Annotated in this window: 17 protein-coding genes; all 17 read right to left on the bottom strand. The window is 48.6% G+C overall.

Annotated elements, in window-relative coordinates; translation table 11 throughout:
• Positions 1 to 320 precede the first annotated feature (320 nt).
• Positions 321 to 1,097, bottom strand: a complete 777-nt coding sequence (locus tag AC0YN0_RS14155; protein WP_475821780.1) for an MBL fold metallo-hydrolase — start codon at positions 1,095 to 1,097, stop codon at positions 321 to 323.
• The gene (locus AC0YN0_RS14150) at positions 1,094 to 1,768 is read right to left on the bottom strand and encodes a GNAT family N-acetyltransferase (RefSeq protein ID WP_475821779.1); all 675 of its coding nucleotides are present in this window, start codon (positions 1,766 to 1,768) and stop codon (positions 1,094 to 1,096) included. The genes AC0YN0_RS14155 and AC0YN0_RS14150 overlap by 4 nt, the downstream gene beginning before the upstream one ends.
• Before the next feature lie 17 nt (positions 1,769 to 1,785).
• Positions 1,786 to 2,424 carry a GNAT family N-acetyltransferase gene (locus tag AC0YN0_RS14145; protein WP_475821913.1) on the bottom strand — a complete coding sequence of 213 codons (639 nt, stop codon included), beginning with the start codon at positions 2,422 to 2,424 and terminating at the stop codon, positions 1,786 to 1,788.
• A 51-nt stretch (positions 2,425 to 2,475) separates the two neighbouring features.
• Positions 2,476 to 3,336 carry a carbon-nitrogen hydrolase family protein gene (locus AC0YN0_RS14140; protein WP_475821778.1) on the bottom strand — a complete coding sequence of 287 codons (861 nt, stop codon included), beginning with the start codon at positions 3,334 to 3,336 and terminating at the stop codon, positions 2,476 to 2,478.
• A gap of 73 nt (positions 3,337 to 3,409) precedes the next feature.
• Positions 3,410 to 4,765 (bottom strand): sensor histidine kinase, encoded by a 1,356-nt coding sequence (locus tag AC0YN0_RS14135; protein WP_475821777.1) that lies wholly within the window; start codon positions 4,763 to 4,765, stop codon positions 3,410 to 3,412.
• Complete coding sequence (locus tag AC0YN0_RS14130) at positions 4,762 to 5,460, bottom strand: response regulator transcription factor (protein WP_337101403.1); 699 nt, start codon at positions 5,458 to 5,460, stop codon at positions 4,762 to 4,764. Before AC0YN0_RS14130 ends, AC0YN0_RS14135 begins: the two co-directional genes overlap by 4 nt.
• Positions 5,461 to 5,541: 81 nt before the next feature.
• Positions 5,542 to 7,092: an ABC-F family ATP-binding cassette domain-containing protein gene (locus AC0YN0_RS14125; protein WP_475821776.1), complete on the bottom strand. Its 1,551-nt coding sequence runs from the start codon at positions 7,090 to 7,092 to the stop codon at positions 5,542 to 5,544.
• 88 nt (positions 7,093 to 7,180) lie between these two features.
• Positions 7,181 to 8,800: a serine/threonine protein kinase gene (locus tag AC0YN0_RS14120; protein WP_475821775.1), complete on the bottom strand. Its 1,620-nt coding sequence runs from the start codon at positions 8,798 to 8,800 to the stop codon at positions 7,181 to 7,183.
• 159 nt (positions 8,801 to 8,959) lie between these two features.
• Positions 8,960 to 9,796 (bottom strand): carbohydrate ABC transporter permease, encoded by an 837-nt coding sequence (locus AC0YN0_RS14115; protein ID WP_475821774.1) that lies wholly within the window; start codon positions 9,794 to 9,796, stop codon positions 8,960 to 8,962.
• A gap of 2 nt (positions 9,797 to 9,798) precedes the next feature.
• Positions 9,799 to 10,698 carry a carbohydrate ABC transporter permease gene (locus AC0YN0_RS14110; protein WP_337101407.1) on the bottom strand — a complete coding sequence of 300 codons (900 nt, stop codon included), beginning with the start codon at positions 10,696 to 10,698 and terminating at the stop codon, positions 9,799 to 9,801.
• Positions 10,699 to 10,813: 115 nt separating this feature from the next.
• A complete protein-coding gene (locus AC0YN0_RS14105) occupies positions 10,814 to 12,157 on the bottom strand; it encodes an ABC transporter substrate-binding protein (RefSeq protein ID WP_475821773.1) in 1,344 nt (447 codons plus the stop codon).
• 115 nt (positions 12,158 to 12,272) lie between these two features.
• Complete coding sequence (locus AC0YN0_RS14100; protein WP_475821772.1) at positions 12,273 to 13,829, bottom strand: response regulator; 1,557 nt, start codon at positions 13,827 to 13,829, stop codon at positions 12,273 to 12,275.
• On the bottom strand, positions 13,822 to 15,588 hold the full coding sequence (locus AC0YN0_RS14095) for a sensor histidine kinase (RefSeq protein WP_475821771.1): 1,767 nt from the start codon (positions 15,586 to 15,588) through the stop codon (positions 13,822 to 13,824). The genes AC0YN0_RS14100 and AC0YN0_RS14095 overlap by 8 nt, the downstream gene beginning before the upstream one ends.
• Positions 15,589 to 15,667: 79 nt before the next feature.
• Positions 15,668 to 16,684 carry an SAM-dependent methyltransferase gene (locus AC0YN0_RS14090; RefSeq protein WP_475821770.1) on the bottom strand — a complete coding sequence of 339 codons (1,017 nt, stop codon included), beginning with the start codon at positions 16,682 to 16,684 and terminating at the stop codon, positions 15,668 to 15,670.
• Positions 16,685 to 16,810: 126 nt separating this feature from the next.
• Entirely contained in the window at positions 16,811 to 17,143 is a 333-nt protein-coding gene (locus tag AC0YN0_RS14085; RefSeq protein WP_442049770.1) for a cyclic-phosphate processing receiver domain-containing protein, read from the bottom strand.
• A 42-nt stretch (positions 17,144 to 17,185) separates the two neighbouring features.
• Entirely contained in the window at positions 17,186 to 18,001 is an 816-nt protein-coding gene (locus tag AC0YN0_RS14080; protein WP_475821769.1) for an Fpg/Nei family DNA glycosylase, read from the bottom strand.
• Positions 18,002 to 18,039: 38 nt separating this feature from the next.
• Positions 18,040 to 18,852 carry a TIGR01457 family HAD-type hydrolase gene (locus AC0YN0_RS14075; RefSeq protein WP_475821768.1) on the bottom strand — a complete coding sequence of 271 codons (813 nt, stop codon included), beginning with the start codon at positions 18,850 to 18,852 and terminating at the stop codon, positions 18,040 to 18,042.
• Positions 18,853 to 18,858 lie beyond the last annotated feature (6 nt).

Raw genomic sequence — 18,858 nt, 5'->3', positions numbered from 1 at the left:
CCATCGTAACGCAAACAACGCTACGAATGCTTATTCGTAAAAATCTGTATAAAAAAAGCCGTGCTGCTAGAGCACGGCGATTGGCACCTGTCGAATGCATTCAGGCGGAAATCCTCATGTTCTTAACTCATGGCGGCGAATGACGAAATAGAGCCTTGCGCATACAGAACTGCTGACATGCGAAACAAGACTTGTCGTACATCCGACCTTATCCAATTTAGGAGTTAAGAACACCGGTAATCATTAAAATTTCCCCTTTAGGCATATAATACTTTTACTTTACAAAAAAACTAGCTTGTCTGTCAAGCGAATCCGATTGCTCACACTTCAACCACAAGACCTGTATACGCGAATGAAGCGTTATGAGGCAACGGATACGGATGGCGCAAATCAATATCATGAGACATATGCGTGAAATAGGTTGTCCGCGGCTTCCACTTCTGGATCAGTTCCAGCGCTTCCGTTACGTCGTATACGGAACGCGTATCGTAGGCATAAGGCTCTTCGTAGAAGCTCGTTCCGAAGATGAGCAAATCCAGCCCCAATAACGGCTCTTGCTCCTGTTCGGACAAGCCAATCGAATCCGAGCAATAGGCCCATGCAGCGTCTGATTCCTTATGATCGAATCGAAATGCATACGAATAGCCATTTTTCCCATGATTGACGCGCCAGGAACGTGCAAGCCAATTGCCGATTGTGATCGGTTCATCGAATGGCCGAAATTCAATATGGGTCGCCAACCATGGAAAACGAGCTAATATCTCCGATATCACTTCCGACGGTGAATAGGCAACTCCCCTCTTCCCAAGCCAACGGCAGGCATCCGCCCACTCGACAAGTCCACCAATATGATCAAAGTGCGCATGCGTAATAAGGATGGCATCCACCTGACGTGCTCCAGCCTCTTCCATCTGCCTTGCCCAGTCCGGTCCGCAATCGATCCAAACATTACCTGCAATTTCATCCACGATTTGAAGAGAAGAGCGATATCGCTTATTCACCTGCGTCGACCTCGCTTCTTCGCAAACCGGACACCCGCAGTATACGCGCGGTACGCCCATTGCATCGCCCGTGCCTCTGAAGATCAGCTTCGTCATAGCGGCAGAAGCTCAACTTTGTCCGCTTCGAGCAGCTTCGCCATCATATCGAGCCACTCCTGCGGTTTATTCGGAAGAGCAACATAGTAACCTTCAAGAAATTGTGCAATTAGTGCTGCATCAAGAGATTCCAATGTCTCATCCTGCGGCATGAAGCATAGATCCAGCTCAGACACCGCTTTTCCCTCATGATCCCAAGAAGGATGTACATATGGGAAGTTAATCCGCTTATATCCGATATGCGACAGCACCTCGCGTCTAACGATCGGATTCATTGGCGACACGCCTCCGAATTCATGGATGCCTGCTCGATAAGGATCATATACCTCGGCGAACATGCCGATCGGCGTTGTGCCGGATTGGTCTGCGAGTCGCTGCAAATCCGCTTCGCGCTTGCGATACAAGAAACGTCCAACACCCATCGATGGACGGCCGATTATTGTGAAATCAGTCATGGCAACCCGAAGCAACGGATAGTAACGATATTCGGTCGAGCCTACAACGTCCTCTCCATGCAAGGCTGCATAGACATGAATGGACGGATCTTCGAGCGGCTCTCGCCAAAGCTCATATTCCAAAACCTCTTCAGGCGGAAAAATCGTTTCAAGCAGCTCGTGCAGCTTCTTAAAATAGGGATCCTCTATGGAAGTAATTCGATGATAAATAAGCATAGCGACAGCAACTCTCCTTAATTGTGAAATGGATTTCGCCACTCCATAATGGCGGCGCAGTTATGAGACTGTTCGTCCTCCAAATAATGATGTGCGACGCCAACAGGCGTTCTTCCGCAGCGAAGCAGAAACGAAATGACCGGATCATTCCAATCGCCTTGAACAACGCGTTCTAAATAATGCTCAGGGGTTGCTTCATGGGCTTTGGCCGCATAACCCGGCATCCTGCCTCCGCCAAGCAATCTCGTTAGACCAAGCTGTACAACCGTCTCGTACATCGATTGCATCAGCCACTTGCCAATCCCCGACTTGCGGTATTCAGGGATGACGCCTATATCAACGACATATAGGGTATCGCCGTTCGGATTATGGTTGCGTATGTAGCCGTTATCGGTAATCGTTGCCCAATCGTGATGATCACCATAACTGTTCATATCGACGATCAGCCCGGTCATCGAAGCAATAATTCGACCATCAACTTCTGCGCATAAGGCCCCGTTCGGAAACCTTGCGATATGCTCGATGAGCTGATCGTGGCTCCACAATAACTCTTCGGGAAAGGGTGGCGGGAAGCATAGTCGCTGAACATCGATTAGCGAATCGAAGTCAGCAACCTCATAATTACGAATCGTAGCTTGTTTCGGAATGCCATTCATGAAAATGTATAATTGCTTATTCAATGTATTGCCCCCATTTGCCGATAACGATTAGTTCCAGTCGGGATACAAATCGGTGCGGCGATCCCGCCAAGTCGTAACAGAGCCAGCCGTTCTGACATCCTCAAGAAGCGATAGGTCAAGATCGGCAACGATGAGCATATCCGCGTTGATAACGCCTTCGGAAAGAATACCTGCTGGCGGAAATGGGATATCGTTAGGCGTAATCACCGCTGCCTGACCATAATTGGCACGCATAAAGTCGACTTTGCGCAGAGATCCGACAGTACCGGCCGCTACGATATAGACTTGATTCTCAACTGCTCTCGCGTGGCAGCAGTAGCGCACGCGATAGAAGCCGTGTCGATCGTCCGTACAGGACGGGCAGAAAATAACATCCGCGCCTTTGGCACGAGCCATCCGTACAATTTCGGGAAACTCGATATCATAACAAGTAAGCATCGCAATCGTGCCAAACTTTGTCTCGAATACTTCAAGTCCCTCTCCCGGAGACATACTCCATTCACTGACCTCCGTAGGCGTTAAATGGATTTTGTGCTGAACATCGATCTTGCCGTCCGGATGGAACAGATGCGCCGCATTGCGCAGCTTGCCGCCGCCTACTTCCACAACATGTGTTCCGCCGATGATATAGACATCGTATTCCGATGCAAGTGACCGGAACAGTTCGACATACATATCCGTATAGGCTGGCAGTTGCCCGATAGATTGCGGCTTCCCGTCTGCGCCTGGAATGGATAACAGCTGCGTAGTCATAAATTCGGGAAATAAGATGAACTCCGCTCCGTATTCCGATGCATTGCGCACATAATGGGTTACTTGCTCCGAGAATTGCTCGAAGCTATTAATATCCTCAAGTTGATACTGAACAGCTGCTGTTCGAAATTTCAAGCGATTCCCGCCTCCCCCTCCAGTAACTTGCGAATCCCTTTGTATAAACTAACTAATGTAAATCTGCTGCAAACTATCTACGCTGTTTGAATTGAATCGTAATCGTCGTACCGAGATCAGGCAAGCTGAATACGTCTACCTTGCCTTCATGCAAGTCGACGATCCGCTTAGCGATGGACAACCCCAGTCCAACGCCGCCTGTCGTACGGCTCCTCGCTCCGTCTACACGGTAGAACCGCTCGAACAGATGCGGTATCTCATTTTCCGGAATGCCGATGCCCTTATCCTTCACTTCGATCTTCACGATATGCTTGACGAGGGTTACCGATACATCGATCGGATCCTTCGAATATTTGATCGCATTATCAAGTAAAATAACGAGCAATTGTCTAATCTTATCCTTATCCCCGACCATACGAACGATCTTAGACAGTGCCTTAACGCGAATCGGCCTTTGGAACGTCGTTTGCAGCATCGTCGCAAGTTCGTCTACCATTTGAACGACGTCGAAATTCTCCTGCTTCAGCCAATCCTCTTGCTCAGCCTCGGCAAGCATCAGCATCGACTTCGTTAACGTTTGGAGACGATTGGCCTCCTTATCGATCGCCTCTATCGCCTCGTTGCGAACATTCTCGTCATCACGGCCCCAGCGCTTCAGCATCCCCGCATAGCTGCTAATGACAGTAAGCGGCGTCTTCAGCTCATGAGAAGCATCGGCAACGAATTGTTTCTGTCTGGCAAACGTTCGATCCAGCCGTTCAATCATTTGATTAAATGCTCTGACAAGCTGCAGAAGCTCGGCTGATTCCTCGCGATTGCTCAGCTCAATCTTCCTTAGCTTACCGCTTCGGTCGATTTCCCGCATCGTATTAACCATCTGCTGAATCGGAGCCGTCAATCTCGACGTGAACCAATACGTGCCGAAGATCGCGAACAGAATCGCGCCGCCGCTCGTCACGCTAAGCGCAGCAACGAGTACTTGCAAATAGTTGTCCAATTCATCCAATATTCGATTAACCTCAAGCATCGCAATAACCCGATTGCCATCGTAGAGCGGTACGCGCATAAAGAGGATGCGCTCGCCGCCCTTAGAGATCATGCCGGTATGCGTGTACATTTCGAAGCTTGCAGGAAGCTCAAGCAGCACCTGATCGGAACCGGTAATATTAACGACGCGGTTGTTCGGCAAAATAATGCGGATCATTTCGTTCACATTATAATACTCATTAAGCAGGTCAGCCGAATTAAGTCCTCTGCCGCTCTGTATTCGGGGGTTTTCCAGCATGAGATTGACCTTGTTGGCGATCACTTCTTCTTCGCTCTCGGTCGTAATCTTAATGACATAGAAATAGACAAATATATTAAACAGAATAAGAATAAAGATTAGCCAAAAAATAGTAAACAGCGTAAATCGTTTGCGCAGCGTCATGCATCGGGCTCCTTAATCATATAACCGACGCCCCGTACCGTATGAATCAGCTTGTGACGATACCCCTTGTCCAGCTTTTGCCGCAAGTAACGGATATAGACGTCAACGAGATTCGTTTCGCCGATAAAGTCGTAACCCCATACTTCGGATAAAATATCTTCGCGCGATTTCTCTTCGTTTTTGTTCTCCACCAAATAAACGAGCAGCTCGAACTCGCGAGGAGTAAGCTCGATCACAATATCCTTGCGGAACACTTTGCGAGTCCGCAGCTCAATCGTAAGATCGCCGACTTTAATCATATCGGAGCCTTCCGCTTCCTTTGGATACTGCTGGAATATACGTAAAATATTGCGCACGCGAGCCAGCAGCTCCTCCATTGCAAAAGGTTTCGTTATATAATCGTTAGCACCGTGCTCGAAGCCGCTTACTTTGTCCGGCACAGTATCACGAGCGGTAAGCAATATAATAGGTACCGGATTGCCGGCTTGTCTTACGAGCCTCAGCACTTCGATGCCGCTCATTTCGGGCAGCATGACATCAAGCAGAACAAGCTCCCATTCACCCGAGGACGCCATCTCATAGCCCGTTCGTCCATCGGCAGCCGTTCCAACCGTATAACCCTCATGTTCCAGCTCTAGCTGCAAAATACGGGCAATTCCCGCTTCGTCTTCAACGACAAGAATACGCTCTTTCATAATGTAGTTCACCTGCTTCCAGTGTTCGTTAATGAGCCTTGAAATTATCATAATGAAGCCGTTTCACAAAAGCAAGCGGCCTTAGCGCTCCATAGACCAAGCTTCGACATCCCAAGTTTTCGTTACCCAATCCTCGTAAAATTCAGGTTCATGGGATACGAGTACAACCGTTCCCTTATAAGCCTTAAGGGCACGCTTAAGTTCAGCCTTAGCTACGATGTCCAAATGGTTCGTCGGTTCATCGAACAAAATCCAGTTGCTCTCATGCATCAACAGTTTGCATAAACGAACCTTCGCCTGTTCGCCGCCGCTAAGTTGATTCAGCGCGCGCGTAATATGCTCGTTCTTAAGTCCGCATCTTGCAAGCGCAGCGCGTACTTCATGCTGATTCATGAACGAAAACTCATTCCACACATCATCGAGAGGCGTCATCGTAGGCGCCTTCGATTCCTGCTCAAAGTAGGCAGGGCTCAAGTAGTCGCCGCGATAAAGCGTGCCTTCGAGCGGCTCGATCACGCCGAGAATCGTCTTCAGAAGCGTTGACTTACCGACGCCGTTACAACCGACGATCGCAATCTTGTCGCCTCGTTCAATGAGCATGTCCATGCTTGGCAGAAGCGGCCGCGTATAGCCGATGACCATATTTGTCGCCTCGAAGACGACTTTGCCGCTTGTTCTTGCTTCCTTGAAGTTGAAGGTTGGTTTGCCGGCTTCCTCCGGTTTATCGATTCGTTCAATACGGTCAAGCTGCTTCTCGCGGCTCTTAGCCCTGCCCGACGTGGACGCTCTTGCCTTATTGCGCTGAATGAAATCCTCTTGCTTCTTAATATATTCCTGCTGCTTCTCGTATGCATCGATATGCTGGGCTTTGTTCAGATCAGCCATCTCGAGAAACTTATCATAATTGGCCGTATAACGCGTCAGCTTCGCAAATTCCAAATGATAAATGACATTGGTTACATTGTTCATGAAGCTTGTTTCATGAGAAATAAGAATAAAGGCGTAAGGATAGTTTCTCAAATAGTTCGTCAGCCAGCTAATATGCTCATCGTCCAAATAGTTCGTAGGCTCGTCGAGCAATAGTACCGTAGGCTTCTCGAGCAGCAGCTTCGCCAGCAGCACCTTCGTCCTTTGGCCGCCGCTTAGCGCAGCGACGTCACGATCAAGCCCGATCGCGCCAAGCCCAAGACCGTTCGCCATCTCCTCGACTTTAACGTCGATCAGATAGAAGTCGCCGAGCTCCAGCTCCTCTTGAATTTCGCCCATTCGATTAAGCAACTGCTCAAGTGTGTCTTCGTCGGCATCCACCATTTGCTCGGCAATTTGGTTCATTTCCTGCTCCAAGACGAGCATGGGAAGGAAGGCGTCCTTCAAGACGTCACGAATCGTTTTGCCTGGGGTAAGCAGCGTATGCTGATCCAAGTAGCCATAGCGAACGCGAGGCGTCCATTCTACTTTGCCTTCGTCCTTGAGAAGCTTGCCGGTCAATATATTCATCATCGTTGACTTGCCCGTTCCGTTAGCGCCGACAAGTCCTACATGCTCGCCCGCCAGCAGTCTGAACGAAACGTTCTTGAACAACGTACGATCGCCGAAAGTATGGGATAATTGCTCTACCGTTAATAAGCTCATTTGTGTATTAACTCCATTCATGCTTGTTCGATCTTATCGGCAAACGCAAAAGCCCTTGCTTCAAATAATCCGTACTAGTGTACCACAATTATCGCGATATTGCGTTATTTTCATTGGCAAGCAGCTCTACAATAGGCTTCAAGACCTTTCTAAGCTGCTTGCCAATAGCCGAATGAGCGGTCATTCGCTTGCCGCTCCACATGAGATTCAACAATGTCTCATTGGGCATGAAAGGAATCATCGCGAGTGGACGTTTAGGAAACAGCCTAAGCCAGTCTTTGCGGCCATTAAACTTCATATCCTTATTGCCAATCCATACGAGCTCATGCCCCTTATGCTCCAGCTCCTCGTGGAGAAGTTCCAGTCGCCGCATGGATCCCGCTTGCCACTTCGCAACGAACGGATCTGCTATTACAATGACAAATCGGGATTTCGCAAGCCAATAATTGCTATCCGCATGATCCCATTTGCTGGAGAAATCGATCAAAGCAACCGACTCGTTGCTTTGCCTCAGCACATCTTCCAACGACTCTCCCGGATCTGCCTGTCCTTGTGCATCTGCGAACTCATGATTTACGGCATACCAATGTATCCCGCTGCTTTCTTCCACGCCATGCAAATATCGCTGCTGATTATGGCTGGTAAAGGTTTCGGCTGTACGCCACTCAATGCCTTCATGCAGAGTTTGACGCCACTCTGGTATCAGTCGAACATACTCGATCGCGGTAACGTCCTTCCTTTGCTTCTCATGCAGCAGCTCCGCCAGCAGCGGTGTTAGGAAAGTCGCTCCGGCGCCGGCATGCAAAGAAATAATGCTTACAAGCATCCGCTGCTCCATTCCGCTAAGCGGCTGCGCGTGAGTATCAACAGCTAAGCGCACACCGTTAGGAACAATTAACGATTTCAACTCATATTCAACCTCGGTCATCGATGAATATCGAATGGACGGATCACGTTGCAGCATCCGCTCAAGTATATGAACAAATGGAGGAGGGCATTTGCCTGACAGACCCTTGCGAATTGGAAGGTGATGCTGCGGCGCATATATCCGGCCGCCGCTAGCCATATAATAAAGCAGCATTCCGAGTCCGTAAATATCCGTTCGCTCATCGCTTTGCTTCATCGCAAGCTGTTCCGGCGCAGCAAATTGGATTGTTCCGAGCTGTATCGTATCCTGCTGCTGACCCGCTTTGAACGTACGCGATATACCGAAGTCGATAACCTTCGCATTACCGCTGTAATCGATCATAATATTCGATGGCTTCAGATCACGGTGTATAATCGGTCGCGGTTGATTATGAAGGTAAGCAATTGCGGAGCATAGCTGAAGTCCTATTCGAATGACTTCTTCGAACGGGAAAACGGACATCGATTCGTCAAGCATCTCCGATAACGTCTGTCCTTCAATATAGTCCATGACGAATGCTTCTTCTCCTTCAGCCTCAAGTCGGAAGCAGTCGAAGATAACAGGCAGATGTTGATGACCCAGCTTCATCAGAGTTGCAGCTTCTTCTGTATACATCCCGTCACGACTTCCAGCTCCCTTGACCACTTTAAGCGCCCTTCTAACGCCGTTCAGCTTCCTATCCAACACGGAATAGACGACTCCCATGCCTCCTTGCCCAATCAACCGATCAATCTCATAACGATCGCCGATGACTTGACCTCGCTGCCACGTACGAAATTGCGCTTCCCTAAGCTCCGACATCCATAATCCCCCTTTGATAAATAAAAAAAGCATCCCGATCAATCCTGTTCACATACAGGAGGATCGGGATGCTTTCCCAATTTCAATTCAATGTAATTACCCTTAATCTAGCATAGAAGGTTACCGTTCATCAAGCGATTAGGATTCTCCAACTGATCGTTATTTAAGTCCGCTAGTGCTGATTCCCTCAACGATATACTTTTGGAAAGCGAAGAAGATCGCAAGGACAGGCAGCAAGCTTACGATCGACATGGCGAACATCGCGCCCCAGTTGGAGACCGTGTCGCTGTCGAGGAACATTTTCAGTCCCATGGAAACCGGATATAAGCTTGGACGATTCAAGTAAAGAACCGGTCCGAGCAGATCCTCCCAGCGCCAGTAGAACGAGAAGATCGCTGCAGTAGCAAGCGCAGGCACGACAAGCGGCAGAATGATGCGGAAGAACAAACGGAATTTGCCGCAGCCGTCGATCGTTGCCGCCTCGTCAAGTTCAGTCGGGATCGTCCGAATGAACTGAATAAGCAGGAAAATAAAGAACGGAATGCCGAAGTATTGCGGAACGACGATCGGTTTGATCGAGTTAAGCCAATCGATCTTCGCGAATAAAATATATTGCGGCACAAGCACGACGTCATGCGGCAGCATCAGCGTAACCATCATAATGCCGAACCAGAACGACTTGCCGACAAAGTTCAACCGTGCAAAGCCGAAGGCAATGAATGCCGATGATAACACGGCCCCAATCGTGGAAATGACAACAATTTTGAGCGAGTTCATGATAAAAGTTCCGAAGGATTGTCCGGCTATGCCTACCCAACCGATTTTGTAATTATCCCATATCCATGGCTGCGGAATAAGCGAATCTGCCGTTGCGAAGATCAGATTGCTTTCCTTGAAGGAGCTCATGAGCAGCCATAGAACGGGATACACCATACCAATCGCAAGCGCTGCAACAAATAGGTGATAGATCGGCCATTTCATTTTTTTGATTGTCATATTTAATGGCCACCTTTCGACTCGTAATGAACCCAGCGCTTAGACGTCCAGAACAGTAAACCTGTTAGGATCGCGATAATGATTAGCATAATCCATGCCATTGCGGACGCATAACCCATATCGAAGTAAACGAATGCTTGGCGGAATAAGTACAGCGAGTAAAGCAGTGTACCGTCAAGCGGACCGCCTTCGCCCTTGGAAATAATGTAAGCTGGCACAAATGTCATGAACGCGCCGATCGTCTGCATAATCGTGTTGAACAGAATAATCGGGCTCAGCATTGGCAACGTGATTTTGAAGAAACGAATAATAGGTCCCGCACCGTCAACATTGGAAGCTTCGTACAGCTCCCCTGGGATATTTTTCAGACCTGCCAAGAAAATAAGCATGGAAGATCCGAATTGCCATACCGACAACGTAATAAGCATCCAAAGTGCTGCTACCGGTTCTGCAAACCATCTGACGCTATCTAAACCGAGGAAATTCAGGAAATGGTTGATTACGCCTTCGTCGCCGAAAAGATTGCGCCACATGATCGACACAGCTACGCTGCCGCCGATGATGGAAGGCAAATAATAAACCGTCCGATATAACCCGATTGCTTTCGAGGCTGTGTTCAGTATCATTGCAATGAATAAGGCGAATGCCAGCCGAAGCGGCACGCCGATGAATACGTAAAGAAACGTAACTTTAAGCGATGCAAAAAACTTCGAATCATTAGTAAACATTTCTGTGTAATTTTCCATACCGATGAAGGATGGTGTCGATAACAGATCGTAATCCGTAACTGAGAAATATAACGAAGCAATAGCGGGCACTAAAGTGAATATCAAAAATCCGAATACGAACGGTCCGATAAAGGTATACCCGATAAGGTTATTTTTAAGTGACAGCGATTTCATAGTATCCAACTCCTATACGAAGACTTACGTACCTGACCGTGTAGAACCCTGCTCTGAGAAGTAGAGAAGCGACGGCCGATCATGTCGACCAGCCATCGCTTCTACTCAGGCAATGTTACTTGTTTTTCTTTAGAATAGAGGTAGCTTCGTCTCTGAATTTCTTAGCTGCTTCTTCAGGCTTGATCTTGTTGTAGTTCATTTGCTCAGCAAGGCTAGTCAGCGATTTGAACACTTCAGCGGAACCGATCGGATCTGCTGGGTCCATTGGGGAGCTGTTCGACTCCGCCCATGCTACATAGTCGTAAACTTGAATTTGAGCTTCCGTGGATACTTCTTTCAACGCTTCTTTCACTTTCGACGATACGGGAACACCGCGATCGCCAAGAATCAATTTGTTCGCTTCGATGTCGTTAACGAAGAAGTTGATGAACTTCGCTGCTTCTTCCTTCACTTTCGAGTTCTCCGAGACGGAGAAGAACATCGACGGTTTCATGAACAAACCTTTTGCCATATCAGGGCCTACCATTGGCGCAAGCGCCAGTGGACGGTTAGCTACTTGCTGCAAGCCTACATATTGGTTGGACCATTGCCATACGCCGATTCCTTGGTTCAGAACGAGGTGGCTGTCTTCTGCGCCTTTGATCTGTGCCAGTACGTCCGGCGAAGGAACTGCGCCGTCGATTACGAGCTTGGACAACATACCGAAGAAGTCAACGAACAGTTGGTCGTCTTCGTAGCCAAGGCCCGTGCCTTCAGCGTTGAACAACGTTTTGCCTAGCGTACGGAGGTAGTAGCCGAAGAATACTTCAGGACGCATGCCGTTGTCGAAGAACAATCCAGCATCCTTCGCTTTAGCAGCCATGCTTACGTAGTCGTCCCAAGTCCAGTTCTCAGGTATCGATTCGATGCCCGCTTTCTTAAGCAGCGCCGGGTCGTAGTTGAAGCCCAGTGCGTTAACGCCAAGGTTCATACCGTACAGCTTGTCCCCTAGCTTGCCGCCGTCAATCGCGTTTTGCGAGATGTCGGTAACATTGATTTGGTTGCCGATGTATGGAGTCAGATCAGCCAGTTGATTTCTTCCCGCGTATTGGGAATAGTTTTGCGTGTCGATTTGGATAATGTCTGGTAGCTCGTTCGCAGCCGCTTGTGGCGCAAGCTTCTTCCAGTAGTCATCGTAGTTCGCGTATTCCATTTCAATGGTTACGTGAGGATTTTTCGATTTGTACATTTCAATTACTTTCATTGTGTAGTCGTGACGAGGCTGTCCACCCCACCAAGCGATACGAATCGTAACCGGTTTAGCTTCATCCGATCCATTCGCCTCTTCGCCGCTATTTGCCGTGTTCGTAGCATCAGGCTTGTTCGTACTGTTGTTGCTCGTGTTGTTCCCGCCGCATGCGCTTACAAGTACAAGTGCGAAGGCCATGAGCAGTAGAAGCAGTTTTTTGCGAGCTTTCATTTTTGATACGCCCCTTCCAAACTCTTAATGTTGTCTACAACGTTATTATAGGTCGAATGTCGAAATGTCGGAATTTAAAAAACCGCTTTCTTTGTTAAAAAAACAGAGGTCGCCATCACGGCGACCTCTTATATTCCGATGGCGTAAAGCCGGTATGCTTCTTAAACACTTGGCTGAAATATTGCGGATTATCGCCGAAGCCGAACTTCTCCGCGAGCTCGAACACTTTCACGTCTCCGGTCGTTTCGATTTCCTTAATCGCCAGCTCCATACGCAATCTAACGACGTAATTGGAGAACTTCTCCCCCGTCTCCTTCTTGAACAGTTTGCCGAGATAATCCGCATTCATGTATAAAATCTCGCTCGATACCCAGTTCAGAGACAAATCCGGATTCGATATATGCTCTTCAATGACCTGTACCATTTTATGAATAATGGAGGAATGTTTCTTCGTATGCAGGCTATAATTGTTCATGCAAATGAGTTCAGCGTTCTCTGTCACGAACTGTTCAATCGTTCTCAGCGTGCTTAAGCTGTCGAAGCTTGCGATTTTTTGTAAAAATTCATTGATCTGCTCCGCCTGCCCTTGCCTCGTGATCGATACGTACAAAGGAATGACATACGATTTGGCTAAGTGCATGTCCATACGATGCTCAGCCAGCATGGCAAAGTAATGACTAAGCTCCTGCTTAGCTATCTCCCAATCCCCGGATTTAATGTGCATGCATAAATGCTCGTCATCGTATATGAAGGTTGCCTGCGGCTTGCCTGCCGCATCAGCAATGTCATTACGCGTAATGATGCTGCCTTCCCCCAAGTAAAACTGGTAGTTCAAGCATTCCAGCGTCTCGCGATACATGCTGCGAGCTTCCGTAATACGCCCGGGAGTGCTGACTGCAATCGTAGCGTCAAGCTTGTAATAAGAAGCGAACGTTTGTTTAATCTGTTTCAGCCGATCGAACAGCTCCTCACTCTCGGAAGTGATTTTCGTTAGAAGCAGCACATGCTTGCCGATTGTTGTACTGAGCAGAACGGTTGCTTGGCTTAAGTAATCGCTTGCAATGTTCTTGATCGCGAACAGGTGCTCGAACTCGAATTTGCCTTCGATCTGGAACAGCAGCAGTTGAACGCTGTCGTTCTCGATCTCAATACGGAACAGCTCGCCGTAATCGTCCCAATCGCGCTGACCGTACGTCTTATTCGTGACGAGCTCTTTAAGGAATTGCTCCTTCGCATGCGGCAGCACCTTCCTAAGCTCTTTCTGAATGTTAGCCATGAAGTCTGCTTGCGAATGCTGTTCGTTAAGCTGTTCAATCACTTCCGTTAACGCTTGAATGATCGTATTTTCATTACAAGGCTTGAGCAGATAATGTTTGACGCCGAACTGCATAGCCGTACGCGCATAATCGAACTCACTGAAGCCTGACAGCAGTATAAACGCGATATGAGGAGATAATTCATACACCTTCTCAACAAGCTGGAGTCCATCCATGCCGGGCATCTTAATATCCGAGATGATAATGTCTGGCTGATTGTCCTTAATGAAAGCAAGCGCTTCAAGACCGTTGCGCGCCGTCCCTGCCAACTCCATATGGTGAGCGTTCCAGTCAATGGTGCGGGAGATGCCTTCAACGATAATGCGCTCGTCATCGACGAGCAGTACTTTATACATCGGTTTCCCTCATTTCATACGGAAGCCTGAGCGTAACTGTCGTGCCTCCGTTTACTTTGCTCTCCACTTGGATGCCGTAAGCGTCGCCGTATAAGAGCTTGATGCGGTCCTCGATATTTTTCAGTCCAAGACCGGATCCCTTCGTTTTCACTTCGCCGCTGAGCAGCTTGGACACTAACTGCTCTTCCATGCCGGGGCCGTTGTCCGTAACGGAAATATATAGGTTGTCATCTTCTTCATAAGCACGAATCCGGATGCTGCAGGTATCAATCATCTGCTCCAAACCGTAATTGACTGCATTCTCGACGATCGGCTGCAGCGAGAGCTTCGGCAAGGTACAATGCAGCAATCGCTCCGGTATGTCGATATCAAAATCCAATCGTTCCTCGAACCGGAATTTCTGTATCGTAACGTAATGACTTACGATCTCCAGTTCCTTGCTGATTGGAATAAGCGGTTCCTTCAAGTTGATCGAGGTCCTCAGCAGCGAGCCGAGCGCTTCAACCATCTGAGAAATATGCGTCTGGTTGCTCAGCTTAGCCGACCAATTGATCGATTCCAGCGTATTGTACAGAAAATGCGGATTAATTTGCGCTTGCAACGCCTTGAATTCGGTGTCTCGAATCGTTAACTGCTTCACATAGTTTTCATGAATCAGCTCATTAATCCGCTCGACCATGATTCGGAAGTTGCGGTGCATCTGACCGGCTTCGTCCATGGCGAGAGCTTGTTCATTGGGCTCATCCGCATATTCGAAGTTGCCGAGCTGCACCTTCTTCATCTTCGCGTTCAAAAGCTCAATCGGCTTCGTAATCCCATTGGCAAAACGGATCGAAAACAAAATAATACATAAGAACAGAACGGCAAAAATAACGATAATCGTCTGCTTGACCTTCACAATCCGCTCGAATATATCATCAAACGGTATTAGCGTGTAGTAAGTCCAATCGGTGTACGTACTGGCGATATAAGTGACGAAATATTGTTTACCGTTCATCTTCATCGTCTCATAGCCGCTGTTTTGCCCCATACCCGGCAGTCGGGTAATCGGTAAGTCGGTCGCTCCCTGATCCGGATAAATCAGATTATTGTCCTGCAATATAATAAGCTGCGCATCGGAGCTGTTCATCCGCATTCCTTTGGCGAAATCATTAAACAACGCCCTCATATCAATGCGAATGGCTAGCGTGCCGAGATTATCGAGCTTAAGCTGCTCGAAGGATCGTATCTCTCGGGCTGCAACCAAAGCATGATCGTCGGAATCCGGAGCGATCCATGTATTGCCGCCCTGGTTCGGATTGGTCTCGGCTTTAATCAGGTCAAGCCGATTCTTGAACATGGTGATCGAGCTTGTCCCAACGGCATATTCATTGTCGAAAACATCGTATAGCTGAGATGAGAGCACATATTTATCGAGTGCGCCAATGTTGACCATCCGCTCGATGATCTTCGTGCGGACGACGTAGTTATCATAATCGGAACCGCCGGATTTGATCGATCTCAAATAATTCTGAAGCGTAGGATCCGTCATGATCATGAAGCTCAGCTTCTCCATCTTCTTGAGCTCGTTCTCGATGCTTAACGAAGAAAGACTTAGCGCCTTGGAAGACTGCTGATAAACTTCTTCATCGTAAAATTCAAAAGCATATTGCTGGACAACGACTCCGATTACAGCAACGACACCCATGATGACCGAAATAAGCACGAACAGTTTATGCTTGATTCGCAAATCCGTATAAAGCGCTTTCAATTTAGGCATCGTTTTGGGGCCTCCATCCATTACGAGTATAAGGCCCTTGCTGGAAGGGCCTTACGCTTGTCCACACTTCATAGCTGCACTACTTTTTCTGCAAATACAACGTAATCTCTTCGCGGTTATGGAACAATTGCTTCGCCTTCTTAAGCTCGAACACCGATTCCAGCTTAGCGATGACTTCGCGGATTGTCTGCATAGGCTTGCGATGCATAAGCTTGATCGTAATGATCGCCGTCGCCTCTTCCGCAAGCGCTGCTTCAAGATCAAGCACGAGCCGAGACATGAGCATCGGACTCCAACTCATATCGCATACGAATAGATCGAATGATCCTGGCTTCAGCTTAATTTCCGAAGCGTTCCGCTTCAAATAGGTGAGTGCCGGATGATCAACAATCGATGGATGCAGCTCAGCCGGATCGACAGCCGTAACGCGAAGACCTCTCTCCAGCAGCAGCGACGTCCAACCGCCAGGCGCTGCGCCAACGTCTAGCGCTCTTCGGAATTGCTCATAATGCAAGCCGAATGCCCGCTCTGCTTCCAGCAGCTTGAACTTCGCGCGAGACACTTGTCCTTCCTCGCGCTGGAATCGAACCGCGCCGCCAGGCCAATCAGAGAGCATGTCCTGCGGTGAACCGAAACCGATATACAGCTTCGATGCTGACGCATAGATTGCAATGATCGTATCAGGCTGCTGAACGACCGGCTCCGCTCCAACTTCCGCTAAGACTGCATCGATTACCGCTTTTGTCTCGGATGCCGAATGGATGAAAGCCGTTCCGTGCGCTCTCCGAATATGAACGGCGATACGCTTACCAGCGAACTGCTGCGAGGCGCTGCGCACCACTGCCGAGAGCTGCTCCATATCTTCGGCATCTCCTGTTATTTCTACCGTTCTGTCCACAGCCTGTATATGTCGCAAAAAGATCGGTTCGCGCTGATGGACAGCTTGCAACGTTTCTTCCCGTTCAAGCGGACTATTCATGAGGAAGACTTCCCCTGCCGCTAGCTGTGAGAAGGTTACGCCGTCAATCATGCGGCGCAGCTCCTCTATTGCGTATGGCGAATAACTCTGATTCGCCGTTCCGATCCATTCAGTCAATGTTTGTGCCTCTATTCTTAGGTTTAGGATAAACGACCAAATGTCTGCGTATTAACAGGAGGAATTCCAGTTAATGTCGCAGACTTCGATGTGAGTCGAACTACAAATGATCTCCATTAGCCGTGCCTAACTCGTTGCCATTTGCTGTAGAAGGGAATCTGGCATGGGACCATTATGGAGCTTAGTCGTTTCAGGTGCGTTTTGGTACAGCTCATGATACATTTGCAAGCGACCTGACACGCTCGACGTATGCAAATAAATGTGCTCGGGATAACGTCCGGTTGCTACGATATGTCTCACAACCTCATATCCCGTAGGCTGCGCCCAGCCTAAGTCATAATCGAGCGACAAGATGCCGATCGGTTCCTGATCAAGCAGAAGCTTGCATTCCTCGGCATCCTTGGCAAGCACGAACCCCTTCGGACATCCGCGATAATCGTCCAAATAGACATGAATCATGAATGAATCCCCCATTCAAACATTCGATTCAGAAGCTGCTTCCTACTTCTCCTTCTGGCAGGTGCCGCAATAATAGGCTTTGCGACCTGACTGTTCCTGCTTGAGAATTGCGGCGCCGCAAGTCGGACACGGCTCATCCTCTCGGTTGTACACTTTAAACTTACTTTTATAGCCGCCCGTTAACTGGTCGTCCGCTGCAAACGGATAGTCACCCGCGCCTCCGTATGAAATCGCTTCCTGTAGCACATTATGCATCGCTTCGTAGAGTCGTTCCCAAGTTTCCTTCTCCAGTAACGGAATTTTGGCATCGGGCAGTAAACCCGCTCGGAATAAGATTTCATCCGCATATGCGGATCCAATCGCATTCAATATGCTCGTATCTAGCAAAGCCTGCCGGATCGAGCTTCTTTTCTTGGCGAATCTGTCGATGAAACGATTCAGCGTCAGCTTCTTATCCAGCGGATCCGCACCAAGCGCGCTGAACAGCTCTTCTACTTCCCGAACAGACAACAGCTTGATGGACTCGGAGCGCAAACCGACCGCGTACACAATGCGATCGCCGAATTTGATTTGAACCTGTGCCGTCTTATCCGGCGCATCCTCCGCCGATCCGATATACAAGTACGCCGCCTGAGTCAACTGAAGAATCAAACGTTTGCCGTTATCCAAGTGAAACAGCAAATGCTTTCCTCTGCGCTCAATAAACCAAACGACAGCTCCAACAATATCCTTGCGCCATTCGTCAACGTTTACTTGAAAGGTTTTGCTGTTAGTTACCTCGATACCGGTAATTGGTGCGCCTGCGAATCGATTCGTCAGCGCTCCTCGAACATGGTCTAATTCCGGCAGTTCCAACATGAAAGCTCTCTTCCTTCCTGTGCCTTCGTTTGTATCTCTTATATCCCTCTATGTGTAGAAATATACGAGCGAAGCTCATCTAATTGATCGCAAATGACGTCCGGCTTGCAGCCGGCTTTCTCTGCATAATAGTCGTAATTATCACGATTGGTTAAGCCTGTCAGGACAAGTATCGTACCGCAGTCCGAAGCATGGCCGGCTGCAATATCGGTAGCGATGTTATCGCCTATTACCCATGTTTCCTCTGCCGATTGCCCTAATCGGTTCAATGAATAGTTCATTAAGATAGGCGATGGCTTTCCTATTATGACAGGTTGCTTGCCCCCAGCGGCGGCGAGCATGGCGCCAATCGAGCCTGCTCCCGGCTGCAGCCCGTTCTCAGTAGGCAGCAGCAGATCGGGATTCGTCATAATAGATGTCGCGCCTTCCAAAATATAACGTACAGCCATTGCCAATCGAGTATAATTGAATGCCCGATCAATCCCTTGCAGCACATAATCCGGTTTGTCCTCGGTTATCGTGAGTCCAGCCTCGCTGACCGCCTCGCGAAGCCCTTTCTCTCCAATGACAAATACGGAGGCGCCGGGCGACTGCTCAGCAATATACGATGCAGCAGCTTGTGCAGAGGTGCATACATCATCCGCTTCTGCCAATATACCCATCGATCGCAGCCTGTCGGCTACTTCCTCTGGCGTCGCGGACGAATTGTTCGTCACATACTTGTAAGCAAGACCGCTGTCTCTTAATTCGGATATGAGCTTGTCAGCATGTTCAATCCGCTTCGAGCCGTGATAGATTGTACCGTCCAGATCAATTAGTAGACCGCTCATCGTTCGCTGTTTGGTTGTCATTGCGGT

Source organism: Paenibacillus sp. J22P218, from assembly GCF_056269195.1.
This window is presented reverse-complemented; position numbering and strand designations above follow the sequence as displayed.

Excerpts from the sequence above, each read along its gene's own strand:
- AC0YN0_RS14095 (WP_475821771.1), bottom strand. The coding sequence starts at position 15,588 with ATGCCTAAATTGAAAGCGCTTTATACGGATTTGCGAATCAAGCATAAA.
- AC0YN0_RS14145 (WP_475821913.1), bottom strand. The coding sequence starts at position 2,424 with ATGAATGGCATTCCGAAACAAGCTACGATTCGTAATTATGAGGTTGCT.
- AC0YN0_RS14080 (WP_475821769.1), bottom strand. The coding sequence starts at position 18,001 with ATGTTGGAACTGCCGGAATTAGACCATGTTCGAGGAGCGCTGACGAAT.
- AC0YN0_RS14110 (WP_337101407.1), bottom strand. The coding sequence starts at position 10,698 with ATGAAATCGCTGTCACTTAAAAATAACCTTATCGGGTATACCTTTATC.
- AC0YN0_RS14105 (WP_475821773.1), bottom strand. The coding sequence starts at position 12,157 with ATGAAAGCTCGCAAAAAACTGCTTCTACTGCTCATGGCCTTCGCACTT.
- AC0YN0_RS14120 (WP_475821775.1), bottom strand. The coding sequence starts at position 8,800 with ATGTCGGAGCTTAGGGAAGCGCAATTTCGTACGTGGCAGCGAGGTCAA.
- AC0YN0_RS14100 (WP_475821772.1), bottom strand. The coding sequence starts at position 13,829 with ATGTATAAAGTACTGCTCGTCGATGACGAGCGCATTATCGTTGAAGGC.
- AC0YN0_RS14135 (WP_475821777.1), bottom strand. The coding sequence starts at position 4,765 with ATGACGCTGCGCAAACGATTTACGCTGTTTACTATTTTTTGGCTAATC.
- AC0YN0_RS14125 (WP_475821776.1), bottom strand. The coding sequence starts at position 7,092 with ATGAGCTTATTAACGGTAGAGCAATTATCCCATACTTTCGGCGATCGT.
- AC0YN0_RS14115 (WP_475821774.1), bottom strand. The coding sequence starts at position 9,796 with ATGACAATCAAAAAAATGAAATGGCCGATCTATCACCTATTTGTTGCA.
- AC0YN0_RS14150 (WP_475821779.1), bottom strand. The coding sequence starts at position 1,768 with ATGCTTATTTATCATCGAATTACTTCCATAGAGGATCCCTATTTTAAG.
- AC0YN0_RS14075 (WP_475821768.1), bottom strand. The coding sequence starts at position 18,852 with ATGACAACCAAACAGCGAACGATGAGCGGTCTACTAATTGATCTGGAC.
- AC0YN0_RS14155 (WP_475821780.1), bottom strand. The coding sequence starts at position 1,097 with ATGACGAAGCTGATCTTCAGAGGCACGGGCGATGCAATGGGCGTACCG.
- AC0YN0_RS14130 (WP_337101403.1), bottom strand. The coding sequence starts at position 5,460 with ATGAAAGAGCGTATTCTTGTCGTTGAAGACGAAGCGGGAATTGCCCGT.
- AC0YN0_RS14085 (WP_442049770.1), bottom strand. The coding sequence starts at position 17,143 with ATGATTCATGTCTATTTGGACGATTATCGCGGATGTCCGAAGGGGTTC.